Annotated in this window: 22 protein-coding genes; 12 read left to right on the forward strand and 10 right to left on the reverse strand. The window is 38.3% G+C overall.

The window, feature by feature from the left end:
• Positions 1-28: 28 nt before the first annotated feature.
• The gene (locus F564_RS0101420; protein ID WP_028121027.1) at positions 29-919 is read right to left on the reverse strand and encodes a T9SS type A sorting domain-containing protein; all 891 of its coding nucleotides are present in this window, start codon (positions 917-919) and stop codon (positions 29-31) included.
• Between the two features lie 127 nt (positions 920-1,046).
• Positions 1,047-2,537, reverse strand: a complete 1,491-nt coding sequence (locus F564_RS0101425; RefSeq protein ID WP_028121028.1) for a catalase — start codon at positions 2,535-2,537, stop codon at positions 1,047-1,049.
• 110 nt (positions 2,538-2,647) lie between these two features.
• Here F564_RS0101425 and F564_RS0101430 point away from each other — a divergent pair, with 110 nt between their 5' ends.
• From F564_RS0101430 to F564_RS0101460, 6 genes are all read left to right on the forward strand, one after another.
• Positions 2,648-3,598: a hydrogen peroxide-inducible genes activator gene (locus F564_RS0101430; RefSeq protein WP_028121029.1), complete on the forward strand. Its 951-nt coding sequence runs from the start codon at positions 2,648-2,650 to the stop codon at positions 3,596-3,598.
• A 202-nt stretch (positions 3,599-3,800) separates the two neighbouring features.
• Positions 3,801-5,081: a methionine adenosyltransferase gene (gene metK / locus F564_RS0101440; RefSeq protein WP_028121030.1), complete on the forward strand. Its 1,281-nt coding sequence runs from the start codon at positions 3,801-3,803 to the stop codon at positions 5,079-5,081.
• A 236-nt stretch (positions 5,082-5,317) separates the two neighbouring features.
• A complete protein-coding gene (locus F564_RS0101445; protein WP_316928784.1) occupies positions 5,318-5,722 on the forward strand; it encodes a hypothetical protein in 405 nt (134 codons plus the stop codon).
• Positions 5,723-5,938: 216 nt separating this feature from the next.
• On the forward strand, positions 5,939-6,529 hold the full coding sequence (locus tag F564_RS0101450; RefSeq protein ID WP_028121032.1) for an RNA polymerase sigma factor: 591 nt from the start codon (positions 5,939-5,941) through the stop codon (positions 6,527-6,529).
• A 55-nt stretch (positions 6,530-6,584) separates the two neighbouring features.
• A complete protein-coding gene (locus tag F564_RS20820; RefSeq protein ID WP_169816747.1) occupies positions 6,585-6,722 on the forward strand; it encodes a hypothetical protein in 138 nt (45 codons plus the stop codon).
• Positions 6,723-6,800: 78 nt separating this feature from the next.
• Positions 6,801-7,499 (forward strand): YjjG family noncanonical pyrimidine nucleotidase, encoded by a 699-nt coding sequence (locus tag F564_RS0101460; protein WP_034980415.1) that lies wholly within the window; start codon positions 6,801-6,803, stop codon positions 7,497-7,499.
• Positions 7,500-7,555: 56 nt separating this feature from the next.
• Here F564_RS0101460 and trpS read toward each other — a convergent pair whose 3' ends face one another.
• The 7 genes from trpS to ileS form a co-directional block, all read right to left on the reverse strand.
• The gene (gene trpS / locus F564_RS0101465) at positions 7,556-8,524 is read right to left on the reverse strand and encodes a tryptophan--tRNA ligase (RefSeq protein WP_028121034.1); all 969 of its coding nucleotides are present in this window, start codon (positions 8,522-8,524) and stop codon (positions 7,556-7,558) included.
• Between the two features lie 96 nt (positions 8,525-8,620).
• Positions 8,621-9,262: a SanA/YdcF family protein gene (locus tag F564_RS0101470; RefSeq protein ID WP_028121035.1), complete on the reverse strand. Its 642-nt coding sequence runs from the start codon at positions 9,260-9,262 to the stop codon at positions 8,621-8,623.
• Positions 9,263-9,282: 20 nt separating this feature from the next.
• The gene (locus tag F564_RS0101475; protein ID WP_028121036.1) at positions 9,283-9,927 is read right to left on the reverse strand and encodes a lipoprotein signal peptidase; all 645 of its coding nucleotides are present in this window, start codon (positions 9,925-9,927) and stop codon (positions 9,283-9,285) included.
• Positions 9,927-10,118, reverse strand: a complete 192-nt coding sequence (locus F564_RS0101480) for a DUF2683 family protein (protein ID WP_028121037.1) — start codon at positions 10,116-10,118, stop codon at positions 9,927-9,929. The genes F564_RS0101475 and F564_RS0101480 overlap by 1 nt, the downstream gene beginning before the upstream one ends.
• Before the next feature lie 81 nt (positions 10,119-10,199).
• A complete protein-coding gene (locus F564_RS0101485; protein WP_034980419.1) occupies positions 10,200-10,442 on the reverse strand; it encodes a DUF6576 domain-containing protein in 243 nt (80 codons plus the stop codon).
• A gap of 99 nt (positions 10,443-10,541) precedes the next feature.
• Entirely contained in the window at positions 10,542-10,922 is a 381-nt protein-coding gene (locus F564_RS0101490) for a TraR/DksA family transcriptional regulator (RefSeq protein WP_028121039.1), read from the reverse strand.
• A 151-nt stretch (positions 10,923-11,073) separates the two neighbouring features.
• Entirely contained in the window at positions 11,074-14,640 is a 3,567-nt protein-coding gene (gene ileS / locus F564_RS0101495) for an isoleucine--tRNA ligase (RefSeq protein ID WP_028121040.1), read from the reverse strand.
• Positions 14,641-14,806: 166 nt separating this feature from the next.
• On the opposite strand from ileS, the gene F564_RS0101500 reads away from it, so the two are divergent.
• Positions 14,807-16,102 carry a phenylacetate--CoA ligase family protein gene (locus F564_RS0101500; protein WP_028121041.1) on the forward strand — a complete coding sequence of 432 codons (1,296 nt, stop codon included), beginning with the start codon at positions 14,807-14,809 and terminating at the stop codon, positions 16,100-16,102.
• A 12-nt stretch (positions 16,103-16,114) separates the two neighbouring features.
• On the opposite strand, the gene F564_RS0101505 is transcribed toward F564_RS0101500, so the two are convergent.
• Positions 16,115-17,362: an NAD(P)/FAD-dependent oxidoreductase gene (locus F564_RS0101505; RefSeq protein ID WP_028121042.1), complete on the reverse strand. Its 1,248-nt coding sequence runs from the start codon at positions 17,360-17,362 to the stop codon at positions 16,115-16,117.
• A gap of 86 nt (positions 17,363-17,448) precedes the next feature.
• On the opposite strand from F564_RS0101505, the gene F564_RS0101510 reads away from it, so the two are divergent.
• From F564_RS0101510 to F564_RS0101530, 5 genes are all read left to right on the forward strand, one after another.
• Positions 17,449-18,975 (forward strand): HAL/PAL/TAL family ammonia-lyase, encoded by a 1,527-nt coding sequence (locus F564_RS0101510; protein ID WP_028121043.1) that lies wholly within the window; start codon positions 17,449-17,451, stop codon positions 18,973-18,975.
• Between the two features lie 13 nt (positions 18,976-18,988).
• A complete protein-coding gene (gene fabG, locus F564_RS0101515) occupies positions 18,989-19,720 on the forward strand; it encodes a 3-oxoacyl-ACP reductase FabG (RefSeq protein WP_028121044.1) in 732 nt (243 codons plus the stop codon).
• Positions 19,721-19,823: 103 nt separating this feature from the next.
• Complete coding sequence (locus tag F564_RS0101520; protein WP_028121045.1) at positions 19,824-21,044, forward strand: beta-ketoacyl-[acyl-carrier-protein] synthase family protein; 1,221 nt, start codon at positions 19,824-19,826, stop codon at positions 21,042-21,044.
• Positions 21,045-21,052: 8 nt separating this feature from the next.
• On the forward strand, positions 21,053-21,304 hold the full coding sequence (locus tag F564_RS0101525; protein ID WP_028121046.1) for an acyl carrier protein: 252 nt from the start codon (positions 21,053-21,055) through the stop codon (positions 21,302-21,304).
• Between the two features lie 69 nt (positions 21,305-21,373).
• Positions 21,374-22,258 (forward strand): LpxL/LpxP family acyltransferase, encoded by an 885-nt coding sequence (locus F564_RS0101530; protein ID WP_028121047.1) that lies wholly within the window; start codon positions 21,374-21,376, stop codon positions 22,256-22,258.
• Positions 22,259-22,325 lie beyond the last annotated feature (67 nt).

Here is a 22,325-nt window from a genome sequence, read left to right on the forward strand (position 1 = left end):
GCTTGGATTGGAAAGGGTCTGTATTGTTTTAATTTTTGATGAGTTTTTGGGTTTCAATTCCTGATAGTGTTTCAATGGAAATCAGGTAATTTCCTTTAGAAAAGGCGGAAATATCAATCTGCGAAGTTTGATCAGACTTGATTAGTGAGCCTTTGATGTCATAAATTTTAACTGATTTGATGTCTTCTTCAGATTTAATAGTAATGAAATCAGAACTTGGATTCGGAAAAACACTGATTTGATTTTTAGTGATTTCCTGTACCGCCAATTGGTCCATATCTTTAATGGTAATATGGTCCACGATAAAACCACTGCCATCATTGTCGAATTCGAAATTCAGCTCATTAGCTCTTACTACTTTATTGCCAAGGGCGGACGTGTGAACCAGTTGATTGTCAAGATAATATTTCACGTTTTTTTCTGTGACGTGGTCTATTTCAATCGTTAGATGATACCATCGTCCGGCAGTCCAGTTTCCTAAATCTAAGAAATTGACGTCGCTGTCCGCATACAGTTTACCGCTGTACATAAAATTAAATCCGCCAGCCCAAGCGTAAGTGCCATTGTTATGGTAATACAAAGACAGCATATAGTAATCCGACTTGTCCAGTTTTTCCAATTTCACATCTGCAGAGATTGAAAGTCTGTTGTATTCAGGGATTTTTTTGAAAAGAAAAGACATGTTTTCCGTGTACGCCCCAGTGCTTGTCACTTCAACAGAGTTGTTGCCGTCTGTAGCTTTCCCCGTGACCACTTTGAAATTATTGTTAGGCACATTATCTGTCTTTACCGTCCATTCTTTTTGCCCGACAACCGTTCCGGGTTGATAACCTTCGGAAGTTTCAAAGGAAATTTTTTGTTGAGCGGATGTTGTGATTGCTAAAAAAATAGTGGCTAACGAGAATAGAAATTTTGTCATAAATTCATTTGAAAAGGCAGGCGAATTTAGAAAAATAATTATTGATTCCCTTAAAATCAATAAAAAAACCTTCCGAAAAAAATCGAAAGGTTATGTTTTGACTGAGTATGTCCTAACGTGCCAAAGTCTATTTGGTGTGATTCATCGCATTAGCATCGATATTGACACCAAGTCCTTGCGCAACTCTCATTCCAAGCTCTATATTCGCACGGAAAAAGTGGCAAAGCTGACGGTTGATGATCTCGTCTCGTTTGGGTCCGTCTACGCCACCAAGATGTCCAACGATGTTGTTTACCAAAGCGGTTCTGGCTTCCTGATCCAAAGCTTTTGTGTAGAAAAGTCCGGGCTGCGTGTAATGATCATCGTCATTCTGATTTCTGTCAAAGTGTGCCACTCGGGAATGGTCCAAGTCATATTCCAGATTCTTGTAAGATTCTGTAGGCTCTACATCGCTGAAGCTGTTTGGGAAATAATTTGGCTTGTCACCATAATCAGTGTCTTCTGCCATATGGCCGGCTCTCTGGAAATTGTTCACAGCGAATGGGCATCTGTTGACTTCCAGCTGATGAGAGTTAACACCTAACCTGTATCGGTGTGCATCTGAGTAAGAGAATAATCTGCCTTGCAGCATTTTGTCCGGAGAAAAACTGATGCCGTCTACCAGATGGCTTGGTGCAAAAGCTGCTTGTTCAACGTGAACGAAGTAGTTTCTTGGCACTTCATTCAGTTCCATGACGCCAACTTCCTGTAAAGGAAATTCATCCTGGAACCAGACTTTGGTGACGTCAAACGGATTCCAACGGAATTCTTTCGCCTGCTCTTCTGTCATGGTCTGGATGTAAAGTTTCCATTTTGGAAAATTTCCAGCTTCGATTTCTTTGATCAGATCTTCTTGGGAAAAATCCGGGTTTTCACCTTTCATTTTTGTAGCCTCGTCGTCAGAGAAGTTTTTAATGCCTTGTTGCGTTTTGAAATGGAATTTGACCCACGTTCTTTCATTTTTATCATTGATCAAAGAAAAAGTGTGGCTTCCAAATCCGTGCATGTGTCTGTATCCGTGAGGCGTTCCTCTGTCAGACATCAAGATCAGAACCTGATGAAGAGATTCCGGGTTCAAAGACCAGAAATCCCAAACCATCGTTTTGCTTTTCAAATTGGTTTTGGGTACACGTTTTTGAGTATGGATGAAATCAGGGAATTTCTTAGCGTCCTTGATAAAGAAAACAGGTGTGTTGTTTCCTACCAAATCCCAGTTTCCGTCTTCTGTATAAAATTTCAAAGCGAAACCTCTTGGGTCTCTTTCTGTATCAGCACTGCCCATTTCTCCACCTACTGTTGAGAATCGTGCGAACATCTTGCAGGAGTTGCCAACGCTGGAAAAAAGTTTTGCTCTTGTCAAATGTGTAATGTCGTGTGTTACGGTAAAAGTTCCGTAAGCTCCAGAACCTTTGGCGTGTACAATTCTTTCCGGAATCCTTTCTCTTACAAAGTGTGCAAGATTCTCCTGAAGAATAAAATCCTGTAACAAAACCGGACCGCGTGGGCCTACAGTCTGCGAATCCTGATGCTCGTAGTAAGGAGCACCTACAGAATTGGTGAGTTTTTTCTTGTTTTCCATATTTCAGATTTTATTGATGTATGTTATTTTTAAGCGAAATTCGATAAAAAAACTTATTTATGAAACAAATTAATAATTATATTTGTCATAGATAAAATAAATTACAAGTCGTGAATATCCAACAATTAGAATATTTAATTGCAGTAGATAAATATAAACATTTTGGCAAAGCTGCACAAGCCTGTTTTATTACCCAGCCTACGCTGAGCGCAATGATCCAAAAGTTTGAAGATGAGCTGGATGTCAAGATCTTTGACAGAACCACACATCCTATCAGAACGACTGATGCAGGTGCAGAATTGATCAAAGAAGCGCAGAAAGTGATTGATTCTGTGATGGAATTGAGAAACAAAGCTAATTTCCTTAACAATATCCTTGCAGGAAAGCTTAATTTGGGAATTATTCCTACGGTTTCTACCTATGTTTTACCAAACGAGATTTTTAGTTTCCTTAATAAGAATCCGCAGATAGAGCTTAATATCAAGGAGATGACCACGGAAAGCATCATCAAGTCTTTGAAATCCGGAGAGTTGGATGCTGGTATTATTTCCACGCCTTATTCTGCTGCGGATGAGTTTTATCAGGATTTTCTTTTTAATGAAGAGCTGATGCTTTATTCCGGTACAGAATCCGGACAGAAAAAGGACTGTTTTGTAGTTCCAGAGGATATAGATGTGAATAAAGTATGGCTTCTGGAAGAAGGCAATTGCTTGCGGACTCAATTTGAAAATATCTGTCACCTGAAAGAAAATTCTTTGAAACCAAAAAACCTGGAATTTTTAGCTTCCAATGGCAATACCTTGATCCAAATGGTGGACAAAGTGGGCGGAATTACGATTCTTTCTGAGATTGGCGTCCAGCAATTATCAGATGAGCAAAAACAAAAAGTTTCCAGATTTATCAAGCCATTTCCTTACAGAGAGATCAGTCTAATCTATTACAAGCCAACTTACAAGCAGAAGATCATAGATGAATTGATCTCGGAGATCCGCACTTCTATGGAGCAGAAACTTAATTTTTATAAAGACCAGGACAATTATGTCAGCATAAAACCTGAATAAATTCATACTGGATTGATAGGGATTGATTTTGAAATCTAAAAAATAGTATGTAAATTTGCAGTCGATTTTTGAATAAACGGAGGAGAACTTTGACTGATTGCAACCTCAATAAAAAATGCTAAAACAGATTCTTTCTCTTTTAGTTCCTTTTTTAGAACAATCATTGTTTGACCTCAAAAATTTAATATAAAAAGGAATATTTATGTCTTATTTATTTACGTCCGAATCAGTTTCTGAAGGACATCCTGATAAAGTAGCAGATCAGATCTCTGACGCGCTTATTGATCACTTTTTAGCTTACGACAAAAACTCAAAAGTAGCTTGTGAAACGCTTGTGACTACAGGTCAGGTTGTTTTGGCAGGTGAGGTGAAGTCAGAGGCTTATCTTGATGTTCAGCAAATTGCAAGAAACGTGATCAACAAAATTGGTTACACAAAAAGTGAATATATGTTCAATGGTGATTCTTGTGGTGTCATCTCAGCGATTCACGAGCAGTCTCCGGACATCAATCAAGGTGTAGATAGAACATTGGATGAAACCGATTTTGAGACCAGAGCAAATGCTCAAGGTGCTGGTGATCAGGGGATGATGTTCGGTTATGCTACCAATGAAACAGAAAATTATATGCCTTTGGCATTAGATCTCGCGCACCAGATCCTGAAAGAATTAGCAGAATTAAGAAGAGAAGGTTCTGCTATCTCTTACCTGCGTCCTGATGCAAAATCCCAGGTCACTATTGAGTATTCTGATGATCACAAACCAGTGAGAATAGACAGTATCGTGGTTTCTACGCAGCACGATGACTTTGCAAGTGAAGAAGCGATGTTAGCGAAGATCAAAAAAGATATCATAGAAATTTTGATTCCCAAAATCAAAGCGAAACAGAAACCGGAACTTCAGAAGTTGTTTGATGATAATATCAAATACCATATCAACCCAACAGGGAAATTTGTGATCGGTGGGCCTCACGGAGATACAGGTCTTACGGGAAGAAAGATCATCGTCGATACTTACGGAGGGAAAGGTGCTCACGGTGGTGGTGCATTCTCTGGTAAAGATCCAAGTAAAGTGGACAGAAGTGCAGCGTACGCAACAAGACATATTGCGAAAAATCTAGTTGCAGCCGGTGTTGCAGATGAGGTTTTGGTTCAGGTTTCTTATGCTATTGGTGTGGCAGAGCCTTGTGGGCTTTACATCAATACTTACGGGACTTCCAAATTGGATATCAATGATGGCGAATTGGCGAAGAAAGTGCAACAGTTGTTCGATCTAAGACCTTACGCAGTTGAGAAAAATCTTAAATTAAGAAATCCAATTTATATTGAGACAGCTGCTTACGGCCATATGGGAAAAGACTATTACGTAGCTGATAAAACCTTTAATAAAGGACTTAAAAATGAAATCACTTTGAAAGACCTGGAATTTTTCACTTGGGAAAAACTAGATCGAGTAGAGGACATCAGAAAAGAATTTGGGTTATAAAACCTGATTTTTTAGAAATCTCGAACTGCTTTGTCTTTGGATGAAGCAGTTTTTTTTAAATTTGAAATCTGATCATCTCGTAAAATCGCACGGTATAGTGTCCTTGGAAATGTTACTATTCAAAAATCTATTTTTTTATTTTTGTCGTCAATTAATATTAAATTAAAATGAAATCAAAATATTACATGATCGCGTTCCTCTTTGTTTTTTGTGCTTTTGCAAAATCACAATTGACGATGCATAAGTTCATAACCGCTGGTTATGTCTATCAAAACCAAAGCTTTGGTGAGCTGGGTGGTAAACTGCTTTTCCTAAGCAATGACGACGTTCTGTTCCGCGTTGGAGCTTCTGCTTTGATGGGTTCTGCCAATAGTAAATTGGCGATATTGCCCAAAGTAAACGCCGATTTTTTATTGAATTTTCAACGAAATGTGGACTTCTATCACGCGAATTATTTCATTTTGGGAGCAGAAGCAACCCATAAATACATCGCGCCGAAAGCAGGATTCAGTCTTTTTGGAATTTTGGATCTAACAGGTGGATACGCTTTTTCGCTGGACAAAGAAGGAATCAATGGTAAAGAGTTGAAAGGGCTTAATATCAATTTCACAATCAATATCCCATTAGTTGTGATTAATTGATTTAACTATTTCATTTTTTTTGAATCAAATTAAAGAAATATAAAAATTTAACAGTCTATTAACATTTTGTTTAGTCTTTTTTATTACTTTTACAGACCTAAAAAAAAGCGTATAGAAAAAATTTACTTCATTAAAAATTAAAAACAACCGGGTCAGGACAATTAGTTACCGCAGTAACTGATGGTTTGCTGGGTGTTGTATTAAAGAAGTATTATTATGAAAACGCAAACTGATAGCCAATTAATCCTAAAATATCAGAATGGTGACGAGAGGTCACTTTCCCTTCTGATCAACAGACACAAAAAAGATCTTTTCAGCTTTATCTATTATAAGTTGATGGATGAAGATCTGGCCAATGATATCTTCCAAGATACATTTGTCAAAATCATTGTAACACTCAAAGAAGGCCGTTATAAAGAGGAAAACAAATTTATTCTCTGGGCAAAACGTATCGCCCATAATTTGATTATTGATCATTTTCGTCTGCAGTCCAAACACATCAAAATTTCCGAAACATCTTATGAAAATGAAGAGTTTTCCATCTTTGATATCATCAAAGAACCGGATAGCAATATTGAGGACAGATTGATAGACAAACAAATAAATGACGATCTTTTGAGAATGCTTGTTATGCTTCCGGAGAATCAGCAGGAGGTCGTAAAGCTTAGGTTTTTTGACGGTCTCAGTTTCAAAGAGATTGCAGATCATACAGATACCAGTATCAATACCACACTTGGAAGAGTGAGATATGCGCTGATTAATCTCAGAAAAATAATGGAAGAGCATAACATTATTTTGACAAAATAACCACTGTGTAATAATAAAGATTTTCTTTTGGCGTTATTGTTGTAAAAGTCAGCCTATGAAAAGAAACGACACTTTAACAACGAAAACATTGACGCCAAAAAAAGAAATAATCGATTTTCTGATGAACTATTCCAAGAATATTCATCCGATAAAAACCAAGAACAGAAAAACTATTTTAGTTTCTAAGAACTAAGCATTTTAGATTTTTAAATAATTGATTTTTATGACAGAACTTTCCTATGTAGATCAAAAATGATTAGATTTGTGCCTTATGACAAACGTAAGGCACATTTTTTTTGATCTCGACAATACGCTTTGGGATCACCGCAGAAATGCATATTTGACCATCAAAGAGTTATTTGAGCAGCAGCAGATTGCGGAAATCTATCACATCGATTTTGAATCCTTTCACGACGCTTATCACGAAATTAATGAAAAACTTTGGGAGCAGATGCGCGATGGCGAAATCGATAAAGACTATTTAAGAAAACACAGATTTTTTGATACCTTCCTAAAATTCCAGGTGGATGACCAAGATTTGGCAGATTATTTTGAACATCATTTTCTTGACGAAATTTTGAAGTATAATGAATTGGTTCCTGGCGCGGCTGACCTTCTGGATTATCTGCAGGATAAAGATTATAAGATGCATATCATCTCCAATGGTTTCCAGGAAGTGACTGAGAGAAAATGTGTTCTTTCCGGCATTGCTGATTATTTTGAAACCATTACCAGCGCAGATTCCGTTGGTATTAGGAAACCAAGACCGGAAATATTCCAATATTCTTTGGACCTTGCAAAAGCTGAGAAAAATGAAAGTCTGATGATTGGTGATGATTGGATTGCGGATGTAAAAGGCGCTCAGAGATTTGGGATCGATGTTATTTTCTTTGACGTTTACCATGACAATCCACGGGAACAAAATCTGAAAGTCATCAAACATTTATCAGAAATCAAACAATACGTATAAAAGATAAAAGCCTTTCATTGTTGAAAGGCTTTGCTGTATTTGAAAAGAAATAGAGATTAGATCCCCAAACTTTCTCTCACTCGGGAAATTGTATCCAAAGCTATTTTTCTTGTTTTCTGCGCACCTTCCTGTAGTTTGGCTTCAAGCTCGTCCAGATGAGTCATGTAATAGGCAAAAGTCTCTCTTTCTTGTGCAAATCTTGTCAGGATCAGATCCAGTAATTCTTTTTTAGCATGTCCGTAACCATAGTTTCCAGCCAGATATTTGGCCCTCAACGCCTCAGTTTGTTCCGGAGTTGCTACCAAAGCATAGATTGCAAAAACCTTATCTGTTTCAGGATCTTTAGGATCTTCCAAAGGTGTAGAGTCTGTCTCGATGGACATTACCTGCTTTTTCAGTTCTTTTTCTGGTAAGAAGATATTGATGATGTTACCTCTCGATTTTGACATTTTGTGTCCATCGGTTCCTGGTACATATTTGGTGTCTTGCTGCAACTCCGCCTGAGGCAATACCAAAACTTCACCCATTTGATTGTTGAATCTGGAAGCCACATCTCGTGCGATTTCCAAGTGCTGAAGCTGATCTTTCCCCACAGGAACTATTTCCGCATCGTAAAGCAGAATATCAGCCGCCATTAGAATCGGATAGGTGAAAAGGCCTGCATTTACATCTTGCAACCTGTCTGCTTTATCTTTGAAAGAATGCGCCAATGTCAGTCTTTGATAGGGGAAAAAGCATGACAAATGCCACGACAACTCACAGGTTTCCGGGATGTCACTTTGTCTGTAGAAGTAGGTTTTTTCTGTGTCTAGTCCGCAGGCCAGCCAAGCTGCGGCAATCTCATAGGTGTTTTCTTTAAGTTCAACAGCATTTTTGATCTGTGTTAAAGAGTGAAGATTGGCGATGAAGAGAAAGGATTCGTTCTCCGCTTTTTTGGATAGTTCTATTGCAGGGATGATGGCTCCCAAAAGATTTCCCAAATGTGGCGTTCCGGTGGCTTGTATTCCGGTAAGGATTCTAGACATTAAGATGAAGATTAAAATTTCAGATTTCAGATTTTCTAAAATCGAGTCACAAAAATAGGAAAGATAAAATGTTCCACAAAGAATTGGTGCAGGGTTTTATTTAATCTCAATCTTTTCTCCACCGAATTTTGGCTCTACATCAAAAAGAAGATCTACGAACACCTTTGCTTTTGCAAGATATTCCCGAAGGTTTGTTTGGATTCCCGCATATTGATTCACATCCGCTGCATTGTAACCGTACGCTGTGGTATGGTTTTTTTGAGCCAGAAAAACAGCCCGTTCATTATGGAATCTCTGGGAAATAATAATGAATTTATCTTGACCGAAAATTTCTTTCGCCCTCACCACAGAATCCAAAGTTCTGAATCCTGCAAAATCTTCAAATATTTTTTCTGCCGGAATGCCTTCTGCAATGAGGTCGTTTTTCATTTGTTCAGGCTCATTGTAGCCCTCAACAGAGTTGTCTCCACTCACGATGACAAACTGTATTTTTCCAGCTTTGTACAATTCCGAAGTAGCTTTGATCCGATAAGAGAAATATAAATTGGGATTTCCGTTGTTCAAAGTTTTACTTGTTCCCAAAACCAAGGCTGTTTTGCAGGTTGGGATTTTGCTGACATCGGTATAAAGAAACGCGTCGCTTTTACTTTTGATGGTGTAATTGGCAAAAAGGATAAAAAGAAATCCTGTCACAAGAAGTAACAGGAATAGGTTGATAAAGTTTTTAGTGAGTGTCATTGGTGTTTTTTTAACCCATTTTAAAAATCCAATCCGTTCGGGAAAGCTTTCTTTCTGAAGAGATAAAGAAACAGTGCGCCGGCTGTGATAGCACTATCAGCAACGTTGAAAATGTATTTGAAAAACTCAATTCTGTTGCCACCTAAGACAGGAACCCAATCCGGCCAAACGGTGTCTACTAACGGGAAGTGCAGCATATCTACCACGCAGCCTTTCATCAAATCTGAGTAGCCCTGCCCGAACGCCGTAAGTTGGGAAACGCCGCCGTAATCGATCCATCGTTCCGAAGTGGTGTCATAGAAGGTGCCGCTGTCGAAAATGACGCCATAAAAAATACCGTCAAAAACATTCCCGATGGCGCCGGCAAAGATCATGGCCATTGGAATAATCAAATAATTAGAAGCGCCTTCTTTCAGCCATTTTTTGAAAAGAAAAACCATTCCTACGGCAAGCCCAAGTCGAAGAATAATGAGCGTGTATTTCCCCCATAATCCTCCGAAATGCAGCCCATAAGCCATTCCGGGATTTTCCACGAAGGTCAGTTTGAACCAACTGAGTCCTAAAACATTGATGCTCTCGCCAAGGTAGAAATGGGTTTTGATATAGATTTTGGAGAACTGGTCGATGAAAAGGATCAGCAAAGTAATGGCCACTATTTTCTTCATTACAATCCTTTTGGTTTAGTTGGTTTGAAGATTTTTTTATCTTTTCTGTCCGTGATTTTTTGGATGGTTTTCTGATTATGAAAATTGTTCTTAGTATGAAATTTTTCGAATTCGATATTCATATCTTTCAATACACTTTTCAGTGCGGTCAATTCCATGGCGTTTTTTGGATGTACAATGATGGATTCCATTATGTCAATTTTTTGGGGTTAAAATCAAGATTGTATTAATTTTTCCTGAAGAAAAATTTTTGCAAATGTAATTTAAATTACTTATTTCTTAGACAATTCGTCCAGTCTTTTACGTTCTTTTTCACTCAAATCGGCCAACCCATTTTTCCCGATTTTGCTAAGAAGATGATCGATTTCGTCCTGGCGTTCTTTGCGCTTTGCATTGAATGCATCATCAATGGTGTAATATTTCTGATCGGGTTGAAAGATATTCTTTACAGCCTTATTCCTAAAAACAAAAAAGCCGATCACAATAACCAGGAGTAAAATAATAATTAGAATCATCTTTATAAAAAAAATACAAAGCAAAAGTGCCGAAACACCTTATGCTTTGTATGATAGTTGATTACATTAAACGCTGTACTTAATACTTTTTACAACAGCTTATCGCTGCATGTTTTTGGCTTCAATACTCAACGTTGCGTGAGGTACGGCTTTTAATCTGTCTTTAGGAATCAGTTTTCCGGTGACTCTGCAAATACCGTATGTTTTGTTCTGGATACGGATCAAAGCATGCTTCAAGTCACGTACAAATTTTTCCTGTCTTCCTGCAAGGATAGAATTCTGTTCTTTGCTCAGTGTTTCTGCACCTTCTTCAAAAGCTTTAAAAGTTGGCGAAGTATCGTCTGTGCCATTATTTTGATCATTGATAAAGCTTTCTTTGATAAGCATGAGATCGTGTTCTGCTTTATCTATTTTATCCTGGATCAATTGTTTGAATTCCTGAAGGTCTGCGTCACTATATCGTAATTTTTCGTCGGCCATTTCCATTGTTATTAATTGTTTAATTTTTTTTTGGCTTTTTGCTTTTAGCAGCCACGCTTATTTTATGATTCAACAAGTATAGAAATAAAATTCAAAAGATATCTACAAAGAATTGTCAATTCACAATTTCTTAACAATAATAAAAATTTGTTTACTTTTTATTAATTTTTACCTTGAATTTCTCTTCATCTATCTCTATTTCGTCAAAATCCGAGAGTGAATTTACAAATTCTATTTTATCTGACAATACCTCTGCAGAAATATATGCATCATTGCTAATAATTTCTTTCTGGAAAGGAGAATCTTCTTCCAATTGGATTGCTATCTTATCCGTCAAATCAAAATTCTTTTCTTTTCTAAGATTCTGAACCCGATTGATGAACTCTCTCGCAATGCCTTCCGATTTCAACTGATCCGTGAGCGTCAAATCTAATGCCACAGTTACTTTTCCTTCACTAGCAACAGTCCATCCTGGGATGTCTTTTGTGGAAATTTCGACATCATCAGTGGTGATCTCGTATCCGGAAACAGTCGCTTTTCCTTCTTTTTCTAATGAAGCAATTTGCTCAGAAGTGAAATTCGAGATTTCTCCAGCCACAGTTTTCATATCTTTTCCTAATCTCGCCCCAAGGGTTTTGAAATTCGGTTTGATTTGTTTTACAATCAGGTGCGCCGCTTCTTCAGCATTAATCAGTTGTAATTCCTTCACATTGACTTCTTGCTTAATGAGTTCAGAAACCGCTAAAATCTGCTGCTCAGTTTTCTTATCCAAAACTGGGATCATCACTTTTTGAAGTGGTTGACGAACCTTTATGTTCTCCTTTTTTCTTAATGAAAAAACCATCGACGTGATTTGCTGAGCCAAATGTGTTTTCTCAACCAGATCCTGGTCAATCAGGCTTTCATCCACAACCGGGAAATCTGTTAGGTGAACAGAGTTTACCACGTCTTTTCCAGTCACTTTGTTCAAATCTTGGAACAATTGATCCATAAAGAACGGCGCAATTGGTGCGGAAAGTTTCGCAACAGTTTCCAGGCAAGTATAAAGTGTTTGGTAAGCCGAAATTTTGTCATCAGAATAATCGCCTTTCCAGAAACGCCTTCTGCACAGTCTTACGTACCAGTTGCTTAAATTATCATTAACGAAGTTATTAATGGCTCTTGATGCTTTTGTAGGCTCGTAATCTTCGTAGAAAGATTTCACGTCTTTGATGAGTAGATTTAATTCAGACAAGATCCAACGGTCAATTTCCGGCCTGTTTTCAATGTTGCTTTCCAAATATTTGAAACCGTCAACATTGGCATACAAGGCGAAGAAAGAGTAGGTGTTGTAAAGCGTTCCGAAGAATTTTCTTCTCACTTCATCAATGCCTTCAATGTCAAATTTCAGATTTTCCCAAGGATTCGCATTGGAAATCATATACCAACGCGTCGCATCTGGCCCGTAAACAGAAAGTGTTTCGAAAGGGTCAACGGCGTTTCCAAGACGTTTGGACATTTTCTGTCCGTTTTTGTCTAAAACCAAACCATTTGAAACGACGTTTTTATAAGCTACAGAATCGAAAACAGTTGTTGCAATTGCGTGTAAAGTGTAGAACCAACCACGCGTTTGGTCAACGCCTTCTGCAATGAAATCTGCCGGGAAAGCTTTGTTGTTATCAACTTGCTCTTTATTCTCAAACGGATAATGCAATTGCGCGTAAGGCATCGCTCCAGAATCGAACCAAACATCAATCAAATCGCTTTCACGCTTCATCGCTTTTCCGGATGCTGAAACTAGAGTGATTTGGTCCACAATATTTTTATGAAGATCTACCAAAGCGTAATTTTCTTCAGACATATTTCCAATCTCAAAACTTTGGAAAGGGTTTTCTTTCTGGAAACCAGCTTCGATGGATTTTTCAATGGCGTTGTACAATTCTTCCACAGAACCGATGATCACTTCTTCTTTTTTGTCCTCAGTTCTCCAAATTGGCAACGGAATTCCCCAATATCTGGAGCGGGAAAGATTCCAGTCGTTGGCGTTTTTCAACCAATTTCCGAAACGGCCTTCTCCTGTAGATTTTGGTTTCCAGTTGATGGTTTCATTCAAATCGAACATTCTGTCTTTCACATCAGTCACTTTGATGAACCAAGAATCGAGTGGATAATACAACAAAGGCTCATCCGTTCTCCAACTGTGCGGATAACTGTGAACATATTTTTCAACCTTGAAGGCTTTATTTTCTTTTCTTAATTTTAAGGCAATTCTTTCATCAACAGAAAGATAGGCTTTCAAATCAGAAATAATTGATTTTAAATTTTCTTTCTGAATGTTAAATTCTACAGCTTTTTCTTCTTCATTAAGGTATTCACCTTTCACATATTCATTGGCAAAACCGTAAGTTTCATCTTTAACAATCGATAAAAATTTACCTTGCATATCCACCAACGGAACCGGATTTCCATTCTCATCCAAAACCAACATTGGTGGAACTTCTGGCGTTGCTTCTTTCGCAACTTTCGCATCATCTGCACCAAAAGTCGGCGCGGTGTGCACAATTCCTGTTCCATCTTCTGTTGTCACAAAATCTCCGGCAATCACTCGGAAAGCATTTTCCGGATTTTGGTAAGGCGTAGCGTAATCTAAAAGTTGTTTATATTGAATTCCAACCAAATCAGCACCTTTGAATTCGGCTAAGATTTTATATGGAATAACTTTAGTTTCAGAAGTGTAATTGGCAAAATCTTCATCTGTTCCTTCCGCATATTTCTTCGCAAATTGTTTTGCAACCAAAGCTTTCGCCAAAATAATATTAATTGGTTCGAAAGTATATTGGTTAAAAGTCTTCACCAAAACATAATCGATTTTTGGTCCAACCGTCAAAGCGGTGTTGGAAGGTAAAGTCCAAGGCGTCGTCGTCCAGGCAAGAAAATAAACATCAGATCTTGGTTGCTGATTGTCAAATTCTTCCCAATGCAAAGCTCCGCCACAACTATTTCCTGCAGCTTCAGAACTATCTATTTTGGAACCGGAATAAGCAATCGCCGACAATTTTTTCCAGGTTTCGCTTGCGTTTTCGGGTGCTTGTTTTATTTTAAATTGAGCTACAACCGTCGTGTCAGAAACATCACGATAAGCGCCTGGCTGATTCACTTCGTGAGAAGACAAACCTGTTCCCGCTTTTGGAGAATAAGGTTGGATTGTGTAACCTTTGTACAGCAAGCCTTTGTCATAGATTTGTTTCAAAAGCCACCAAACCGATTCCATATATTTTGGTTTGTAGGTGATGTATGGATTTTCCATATCCACCCAATAACCGATTTTTTCGGTCATATCGTTCCAGACATCGGTGTAGCGCATCACGGCGTTTTTACAAGCTTCGTTGTATTCTTCGATGCTGATTTTCTTGCCGATATCTTCTTTGGTAATTCCCAATTCTTTCTCAACACCCAATTCTACTGGAAGTCCGTGTGTGTCCCAACCTGCTTTTCGGAAAACTTGTTTTCCGGATTGCGTTTGGAAACGGCAGAAAATATCCTTAATTGCTCTCGCCATCACGTGGTGAATACCCGGCATTCCGTTGGCAGAAGGCGGTCCTTCATAAAAAACAAACTCCGGCTGTCCTTCGCGGATCTCTACGGATTTTTTGAAAGTGTCGTTGGTTTTCCAAAATTCTGCAACGTTTTTTGCAGTTTCGGTAAGGCTAAGATTTTTATATTCGGTGAACTTGCTCATTTTCAATGTCTCAAATCTGTTTTTGATAGATTAAGTTTGCGAATTTAGTGATTTTTGTCGATTTTTAAAGCATCTTTTATGCGGTTTCTGAATGTTAAAAACTTCAAATTCAGAATCATAAAATTGGTTTATGTTTTTATAAATTTGTCACTTAAAATTATCATCCTTGGAACTATACCCAACCATTGAAAAATCCGATTTAAAATCAATCAAAACCTTTCAGGAAAGCCAACTGAAAGAGCTTTTGGTTTACTTAAAATCCAATTCGCCGTTTTATCAAAAATTATTTAAAGACCATAAAATTGATATTAAAGACATCAAGACGCTTGAGGATTTGTCCAAAATCCCGACAACTTCAAAAAATGATATTCAGGCAAATAATCAGGATTTTTTCTGTGTTCCTCAGACGGAGATTGTGGATTACAGCACGACCTCGGGAACTTTGGGTGATCCTGTCACTTTTGGGTTATCAGATAAAGATCTGGAAAGACTGGCTTATAACGAAGCCATTTCTTTTGCCTGCGCAGGGATCCAAAAGGGCGATGTGGTGCAGATGATTACAACCATCGATAAGCGTTTTATGGCTGGTTTGGCTTATTTCCTTGGATTGAGAAAAATGGGAGCCAGTGTTGTAAGAATGGGACCTGGGATTCCGGAATTGCAATGGGATTCGATCTTTCGATACAAGCCGAAGTATCTGATCACTGTTCCTTCTTTCCTTCTTAAAATGATAGATTACGCAGAGAAACACGGTATCGATTATAAAAATTCCAGCGTTTACGGCGCAATTTGTATTGGTGAGGGTCTTAAAAACCAAGATTTTACAGATAATATTTTGTCCCGTAAAATAAAGGAAAGATGGAATATCCAATTGTTTTCCACATACGCTTCTACGGAAATGAGCACGGCTTTTACAGAATGCGAATTCCAAATTGGCGGTCATCACCATCCGGAACTCCTCATTACAGAAATTCTTGATGAAAATGAAAAGCCAGTGAAGGAGGGCGAAAGCGGCGAATTGACGGTTACAACTTTGGGTGTAGAAGCCATTCCATTGTTAAGATTCAAAACCGGAGATCTGTTGAGAGCACATTACGAACCTTGCCAATGTGGTAGGCATACGATGCGACTGGGTCCGGTTTTGGGCAGAAAACAGCAGATGGTCAAATACAAAGGAACCACACTTTATCCACCGGCTATGACTGATATTATGAATGATTTTGAGAAGATCAGCTGTTATCAGATTGTCATAAAATCGGACGAAATCGGCTTGGATGAGATCATTATCAGACTGAGTACAGACCATGAAACCGATACATTTGTGGATGAAGTGAGGGATCATTTCCGAGCAAAGTTGAGGGTGAGTCCGAAAATCGAAGTTTTGGATTTTGAAATGTTGTCGAAAGTTGTTTTCAATCCCACGAGTCGTAAACCGGTTAATTTGATAGATCTTCGAAATTAAGTCAGAGTACTGCTATTGTTGCTCCAGCTTTTCGGATTTGATAAAATGAGCCAGATTCTTGATTGCGGTGTCGTGGATCCTCACAAACGTATTTTTTTTATCCCAAACATAACCTGCCAAAACCGCGCAGATTTTTCTTTTCACATCGGGGTTTTCCGGCTGATGAAAAAATAGTTCCTGAAGATTTCCGGTGTACCATTCCTTCACGTACGTTGTGAAAACATTCACGCCGTATAAGATGTAATCTGCATATTCCTTTTGCCAATCTATGGTTTCGCCGTTCAGTTGTCTGATGGCTAATTTTGCAGCCAGCATTCCTGATTCTGTCGCAAAGGCCATTCCGGAGGAGAAAACCGGATCCAAAAATTCTGAAGCATTTCCAGTCAAAGCAAATCCGTCCCCGAATAACTTTTTAACAGAACAGGAATAATCTTTCAGATGTCTCGGTTCAAAAAGAAAATCAACATGGCCGAAGCGTTTCACGTAATAATTTGAGAGTGAAATGGCTTTTCTTAAAGCTTCTGAAGTATCACCATTTTTGGATAACTGATCAATGTAATCTGTTGGACCTACGATGCCGACGCTTGTATTGCCGTTAGAAAAAGGGATGACCCAAAGCCAGACCTCGGTTTCAATGATGTCAAATGAGATCAAAGTTCCTTCCTCACCTTCTTCTCTGTTAATATCTTTAACGTGGGTAAAAATAGCGGAGTGCGGAGACAGTTTAGAGGGTTTTTCAAGGTCTAATAATCTTGGAAGAACTCTACCGTAACCGCTGGAATCGATGACGAATTTTGAGTGGATCTCTTTAAGTTGTCCGTTTTTACTTTTAACAGTAGTGATAGAATCTGTTCCATTGAATTCGATTCCGATCACTTCGGTTTCAAATTCCAGATCGATGCCTTTGCTGGTCACTTCCTGAGCCAAAGTGTGGTCAAAATCAGCTCTCGGAACCTGCCAGGTCCAATCCCAGCCTTCTCCAAATTTGTTGCTGAAATCGAAAACACAAATGTCGTCTCCTCTCATAAAACGGGCACCGCGTTTTTTTTCAAAGCCCATCTTGTCTAAGGCAGGAAATAATCCCGCTTCCTCGAAATGATCCATTACTCTGGGAATCAGGCTTTCACCAACAACGAGTCTTGGGAATCGTGTTTTTTCAACAACTTTGACATTGATGTTGTTTTTTTTGAGAAAAGAAGAGGAAACGCAGCCCGAAGGGCCGGCTCCAATGACCAAAACATCAACAATTTCTTTGTCCATTTGATTAATAAAACTTTTATCTTTGCGCAAAATTAACGACAATATATTTAATTATATTACAATTTTACCTTTTATTACTATCATTAATGAAAATCAGCAACTATCTAGATATTAGAGATTTCCAGAAAATAATCATTGAGCATAAAAACATAGAATTAGATGATGCGCTTCTGCAGAGGGTGAGTGCCAGCTTCCAGTTTCTAAAAGAATTTTCGAAAAATAAAGTCATTTATGGTGTCAATACTGGTTTTGGACCAATGGCACAATTCAAGATCAATGATCAGGATACGCATCAGCTGCAGTACAATCTTATCAGAAGTCATTCTTCCGGCATCGGAAATTCATTGCCTGCAGATGAGGTAAAAGCCTGTATGTTGGCGAGGCTCAATACGCTTTCATTAGGAAGATCGGGTGTTCACGATTCTGTGGTTCATTTGCTTAAAGAATTGATAAACAGAAATATTACGCCCTTGATTTTCGAGCACGGCGGTGTTGGTGCCAGCGGCGATCTGGTTCAGCTGGCTCACTTGGCTTTGGTTCTCATTGGTGAAGGTGAGGTTTTCTACAATGGCGACAGAAGATCCACAAGAGATGTTTTTGAAACTGAAGGTTTACAGGCAATTAATGTTGAAATCCGAGAAGGTCTTGCTCTGATGAACGGAACATCTGTAATGTCAGGAATTGGGATTATCAATGCTTACAAAGCCAACCAGTTAACCGAAATTTCTATCAGATTATCTTGTGCGATCAATGAATTGGTTCAGGCCTATGATGATCATTTTTCAGAATCGCTTAATGCGACCAAAAAACACCTGGGACAACAGAAAGTAGCAGAAAAAATGCGCACTTATTTGTCTGATAGCAAGCTGATAAGAAAAAGAGAAGACCATCTTTATACCAGTTTCGAAGAGCAGGACAAAGTTTTCAAAGAAAAAGTACAGGAATATTATTCTTTGAGATGTGTGCCGCAGATTTTGGGCCCAGTTCTGGATACTTTGGAATATACGGAGAATGTTCTCGAGAATGAGATCAATTCAGCCAATGACAATCCAATCATTAATGTTGAAGATCAGCACGTTTACCATGGTGGGAATTTCCATGGGGATTACATTTCACTCGAAATGGACAAGCTGAAGATCGTTGTGACAAAAATGACCATGTTGGCAGAAAGACAACTCAATTATCTTTTGAATGCGAAGATCAATGAGATTTTTCCACCTTTTGTAAATTTGGGTAAGTTGGGATTCAATTTTGGGATGCAGGGCGTTCAGTTTACTGCGACTTCTACCACGGCAGAAAGTCAAATGCTGTCCAATCCTATGTACATTCACAGTATTCCGAATAACAATGATAATCAGGATATTGTAAGTATGGGAACCAATGCAGCTGTCATTTGCAGAAAGGTAATTGAAAATGCTTTTGAGGTTTTTGCGATTGAATTGATTACCGTTGTTCAGGCAGTAGAATATCTTGGTTTTCAGGAGCAGATTTCGTCTAGTACAAAAGAATTATACACAGACATCAGGAAAATTATGCCTGCATTTTCAGAAGATATGGTCATGTATCCGTACTTGGAAAGCGTCAAGCAGTATCTGAAAAATTATAAATATTAAAGGCAAATAACCTATGAAATGTGCAATCATCACAGGCGGATCCAGAGGAATCGGTAGAGCCATTTGTCTGAAACTGGCAGAAGAAAAACATTATCATATTCTCATCAACTACACTTCCAATGAAGCTGCAGCAAAGGAAACTTTGGCTAAAGTTGAAGACTTGGGTTCTACGGGAGAAATTCTTAAATTCGATGTAGGAAATGCCGAGGAAACTCAAAAAGTTTTAAATGAATGGCAGGAAAATAATCCAAAAGCTATCGTTGAGGTTATCGTCAATAATGCCGGAATTACAAGAGACGGATTATTCATGTGGATGCCAAGCGAAGACTGGAACTCTGTGATTAACACGAGTTTGAATGGTTTTTACAACGTCACCAATTTCTTCATTCAGAAGTTATTGAGAAACAAATACGGCAGAATTATCAATATGGTTTCTGTTTCCGGAGTGAAAGGAACTGCCGGACAAACCAATTACTCAGCCGCAAAAGGCGCTTTGGTGGGCGTTACAAAAGCTCTCGCTCAGGAAGTTGCCAAGAGAAACATCACGGTAAATGCCGTGGCGCCAGGTTTCATAAAAACGGATATGACGCAGGATTTCAATGAAGATGAACTGAAAGCCATGATTCCCGCCAACCGTTTTGGTGAAGCGGAAGAAGTGGCAGATTTGGTTGCATTTTTAGCGTCAAAAAAAGCATCTTACATCACAGGAGAAATTATTAATATCAACGGCGGAATTTACTCCTAAATAATGTACCAATGTACCAGTTTATCAGTTTAACCAATGTGCCAGTTTACCAATCCTTAAAATTGTTACATTGTCAGACTGATACATTGTTAAATTTAAAATGATGGAAAATAGGGTAGTTATTACTGGAATGGGAATTTATTCTTGCATCGGCACTTCTTTGGAAGAAGTGAAAGAATCTCTCTACGAAGGTAAATCCGGAATTGTTTTGGTTGATGAAAGAAAAGAATTTGGTTTCAGATCTGGTCTTAGTGGGGTCGTTCCGAAACCTGATCTGAAAAATCTTCTCAGCAGACGACAACGCGTAAGCATGGGAGAAGAAAGCGAGTACGCCTATGTAGCAACCCTTGATGCTTTGAAACAAGCGAATATCGACCAAGATTTTTTAGACCAAAATGAAGTTGGAATTTTATACGGAAACGACAGCGTTTCAAAAGCTGTTGTAGAATCTATCGACATTGCGAGAGAAAAAAAAGATACGACATTAATGGGTTCAGGAGCGATTTTCAAATCGATGAACTCCACTGTGACAATGAATCTTTCTACTATTTTTAAATTAAGAGGAATCAATTTAACCATCAGCGCAGCCTGTGCCAGCGGTTCTCATTCTTTAGGATTGGCTTATCTGCTGATCAAGAATGGGATGCAGGACATAGTGGTCTGTGGAGGTGCCCAAGAAACGAACAAATATTCTATGGCAAGTTTTGATGGTTTAGGAGTTTTTTCAGTAAGAGAAAATGAACCTACCAAAGCTTCAAGACCTTTTGATTCGGGAAGAGACGGGCTTATTCCTAGCGGAGGTGCAGCCACCCTGATCGTGGAAAGTCTGGAATCTGCACAGAAAAGAGGTGCCACAATCCTTGCAGAAATTGTAGGCTGCGGATTCTCATCCAACGGCGGACATATTTCTACGCCTAATGTAGACGGTCCAGCTCTGGCTATGGAAAGATCTCTGAAACAAGCCCATCTTTCTCCAAAAGACATAGATTACATCAATGCCCACGCAACTTCTACACCTTTGGGCGATGCCAATGAAGCTAAAGCAATCTATGAAATTTTTGGAAGTAAAGTTCCGGTAAGTTCTACCAAATCGATGACCGGTCATGAATGTTGGATGGCAGGTGCTAGTGAAGTGATTTATTCGATCCTCATGATGCAGAACGATTTTGTGGCCCCGAATATTAATTTGGAAAACCCCGATGAAGACGCAAAAAAGATAAATTTAATCTCCGAAACTACAAATCAAAAAATTGACGTATTTTTGTCGAATTCTTTCGGATTTGGGGGAACCAATTCTGCATTGATTGTTAAAAAATACGTTTAGATAAAGCTATGGAAAAAGACGAAATTGTTGCGGTTGTAAATGATTTTTTGGTTAATGAATTTGAAGTTGATCGTGATGATATTGTAAATGATGCTAATTTCAAAACCACTCTAGGCCTGGATAGTCTGGATTATATTGATATGGTAGTTGTTATAGAATCTAATTTCGGTGTTAAATTGGGAGAAGCGGACTTCAAAAAAATTGTTGTTTTCGATGATTTTTATAATGCTATTCAAAACAAAATTTCTGAAAAAATATAACAATTTAGCAATCTACCAATATTTTAAAATTGTGACACTGTTCCATTGATATATTGTTAAATTGAAACTATGAATAAGTGGAAAGGCAAATCTAAAGGCACAATTTTAGGATATAGAATCTTCGTCTGGTGCATTAGAAACATAGGAATCCGCAGTTCATATTTTGTGCTTTATTTTGTTGCTTTGTACTATTTTCTATTCGAAAAAAAGAGCAACCATTACATCTCATATTACTTCAGAAAACGGCTCAAATTCAGTTTCTGGAAAGCCAAACTAGCAGTATATAAAAGTTATTTTACGTTCGGAAAAACGTTAATTGATAAAACGGCCATCTCAGCAGGGTTGAGAGGAAAATACACCTACGAATTCGACGGAATTGATACGCTCAAAAATCTTTTGGCCGAAAAAAAAGGTGGCGTCCTCATCAGCGCGCACATCGGTAATTTCGAAATAGCCGAACATTTTTTTGCCGATATTGATCTTGATTGCCAAATCAACTTAGTGACAACAGATCTGGAAGTTACAGTCATTAGAGAATACTTGGAAAGTGTTTCCGTAAAGAAAAGCAATGTGAAATTCATCTATGTGAAAGACGATATGTCGCATATTTTTGAAATCAATCAGGCGCTTTTAAACAATGAACTTATCTGTTTCACAGGTGACCGCTATTTCGAAGGCTCAAAATTCTTGGAAGCAGAACTGCTCGGAAAAACGGCCAAATTTCCTGCAGGACCTTTCCTTATTGCCTCCAGACTGCGCGTTCCCGTGGTGTATGTTTACGTGATGAAGGAAAAAAATCTCCATTATCACCTTTACGCAAGAGTTGCAGAGAACATAAAAAACCGAGATTCCCAAGGTTTGCTCAATTCCTACACCCAGAATCTGGAATCGATGCTCAAAAAATATCCACTACAGTGGTTCAATTACTTCGATTTTTGGGACGATGTTGATTGATTTTCAATATATTTAGAGAAATAATTTACTGGTTGAGTAAATTTTACATCTAATGTCTACTATCTCA

Source organism: Epilithonimonas tenax DSM 16811, from assembly GCF_000428485.1.
GTDB lineage: Bacteria > Bacteroidota > Bacteroidia > Flavobacteriales > Weeksellaceae > Epilithonimonas > Epilithonimonas tenax.

Coding starts and splice junctions, on each gene's coding strand:
- F564_RS0101420 (WP_028121027.1), bottom strand. CDS start 919: ATGACAAAATTTCTATTCTCGTTAGCCACTATTTTTTTAGCAATCACA.
- F564_RS0101425 (WP_028121028.1), bottom strand. CDS start 2,537: ATGGAAAACAAGAAAAAACTCACCAATTCTGTAGGTGCTCCTTACTAC.
- metK (WP_028121030.1), top strand. CDS start 3,801: ATGTCTTATTTATTTACGTCCGAATCAGTTTCTGAAGGACATCCTGAT.
- F564_RS0101445 (WP_316928784.1), top strand. CDS start 5,318: ATGCATAAGTTCATAACCGCTGGTTATGTCTATCAAAACCAAAGCTTT.
- F564_RS0101450 (WP_028121032.1), top strand. CDS start 5,939: ATGAAAACGCAAACTGATAGCCAATTAATCCTAAAATATCAGAATGGT.
- F564_RS20820 (WP_169816747.1), top strand. CDS start 6,585: ATGAAAAGAAACGACACTTTAACAACGAAAACATTGACGCCAAAAAAA.
- F564_RS0101460 (WP_034980415.1), top strand. CDS start 6,801: ATGACAAACGTAAGGCACATTTTTTTTGATCTCGACAATACGCTTTGG.
- trpS (WP_028121034.1), bottom strand. CDS start 8,524: ATGTCTAGAATCCTTACCGGAATACAAGCCACCGGAACGCCACATTTG.
- F564_RS0101470 (WP_028121035.1), bottom strand. CDS start 9,262: ATGACACTCACTAAAAACTTTATCAACCTATTCCTGTTACTTCTTGTG.
- F564_RS0101475 (WP_028121036.1), bottom strand. CDS start 9,927: ATGAAGAAAATAGTGGCCATTACTTTGCTGATCCTTTTCATCGACCAG.
- F564_RS0101480 (WP_028121037.1), bottom strand. CDS start 10,118: ATGGAATCCATCATTGTACATCCAAAAAACGCCATGGAATTGACCGCA.
- F564_RS0101485 (WP_034980419.1), bottom strand. CDS start 10,442: ATGATTCTAATTATTATTTTACTCCTGGTTATTGTGATCGGCTTTTTT.
- F564_RS0101490 (WP_028121039.1), bottom strand. CDS start 10,922: ATGGCCGACGAAAAATTACGATATAGTGACGCAGACCTTCAGGAATTC.
- ileS (WP_028121040.1), bottom strand. CDS start 14,640: ATGAGCAAGTTCACCGAATATAAAAATCTTAGCCTTACCGAAACTGCA.
- F564_RS0101505 (WP_028121042.1), bottom strand. CDS start 17,362: ATGGACAAAGAAATTGTTGATGTTTTGGTCATTGGAGCCGGCCCTTCG.
- F564_RS0101510 (WP_028121043.1), top strand. CDS start 17,449: ATGAAAATCAGCAACTATCTAGATATTAGAGATTTCCAGAAAATAATC.
- fabG (WP_028121044.1), top strand. CDS start 18,989: ATGAAATGTGCAATCATCACAGGCGGATCCAGAGGAATCGGTAGAGCC.
- F564_RS0101520 (WP_028121045.1), top strand. CDS start 19,824: ATGGAAAATAGGGTAGTTATTACTGGAATGGGAATTTATTCTTGCATC.
- F564_RS0101525 (WP_028121046.1), top strand. CDS start 21,053: ATGGAAAAAGACGAAATTGTTGCGGTTGTAAATGATTTTTTGGTTAAT.
- F564_RS0101530 (WP_028121047.1), top strand. CDS start 21,374: ATGAATAAGTGGAAAGGCAAATCTAAAGGCACAATTTTAGGATATAGA.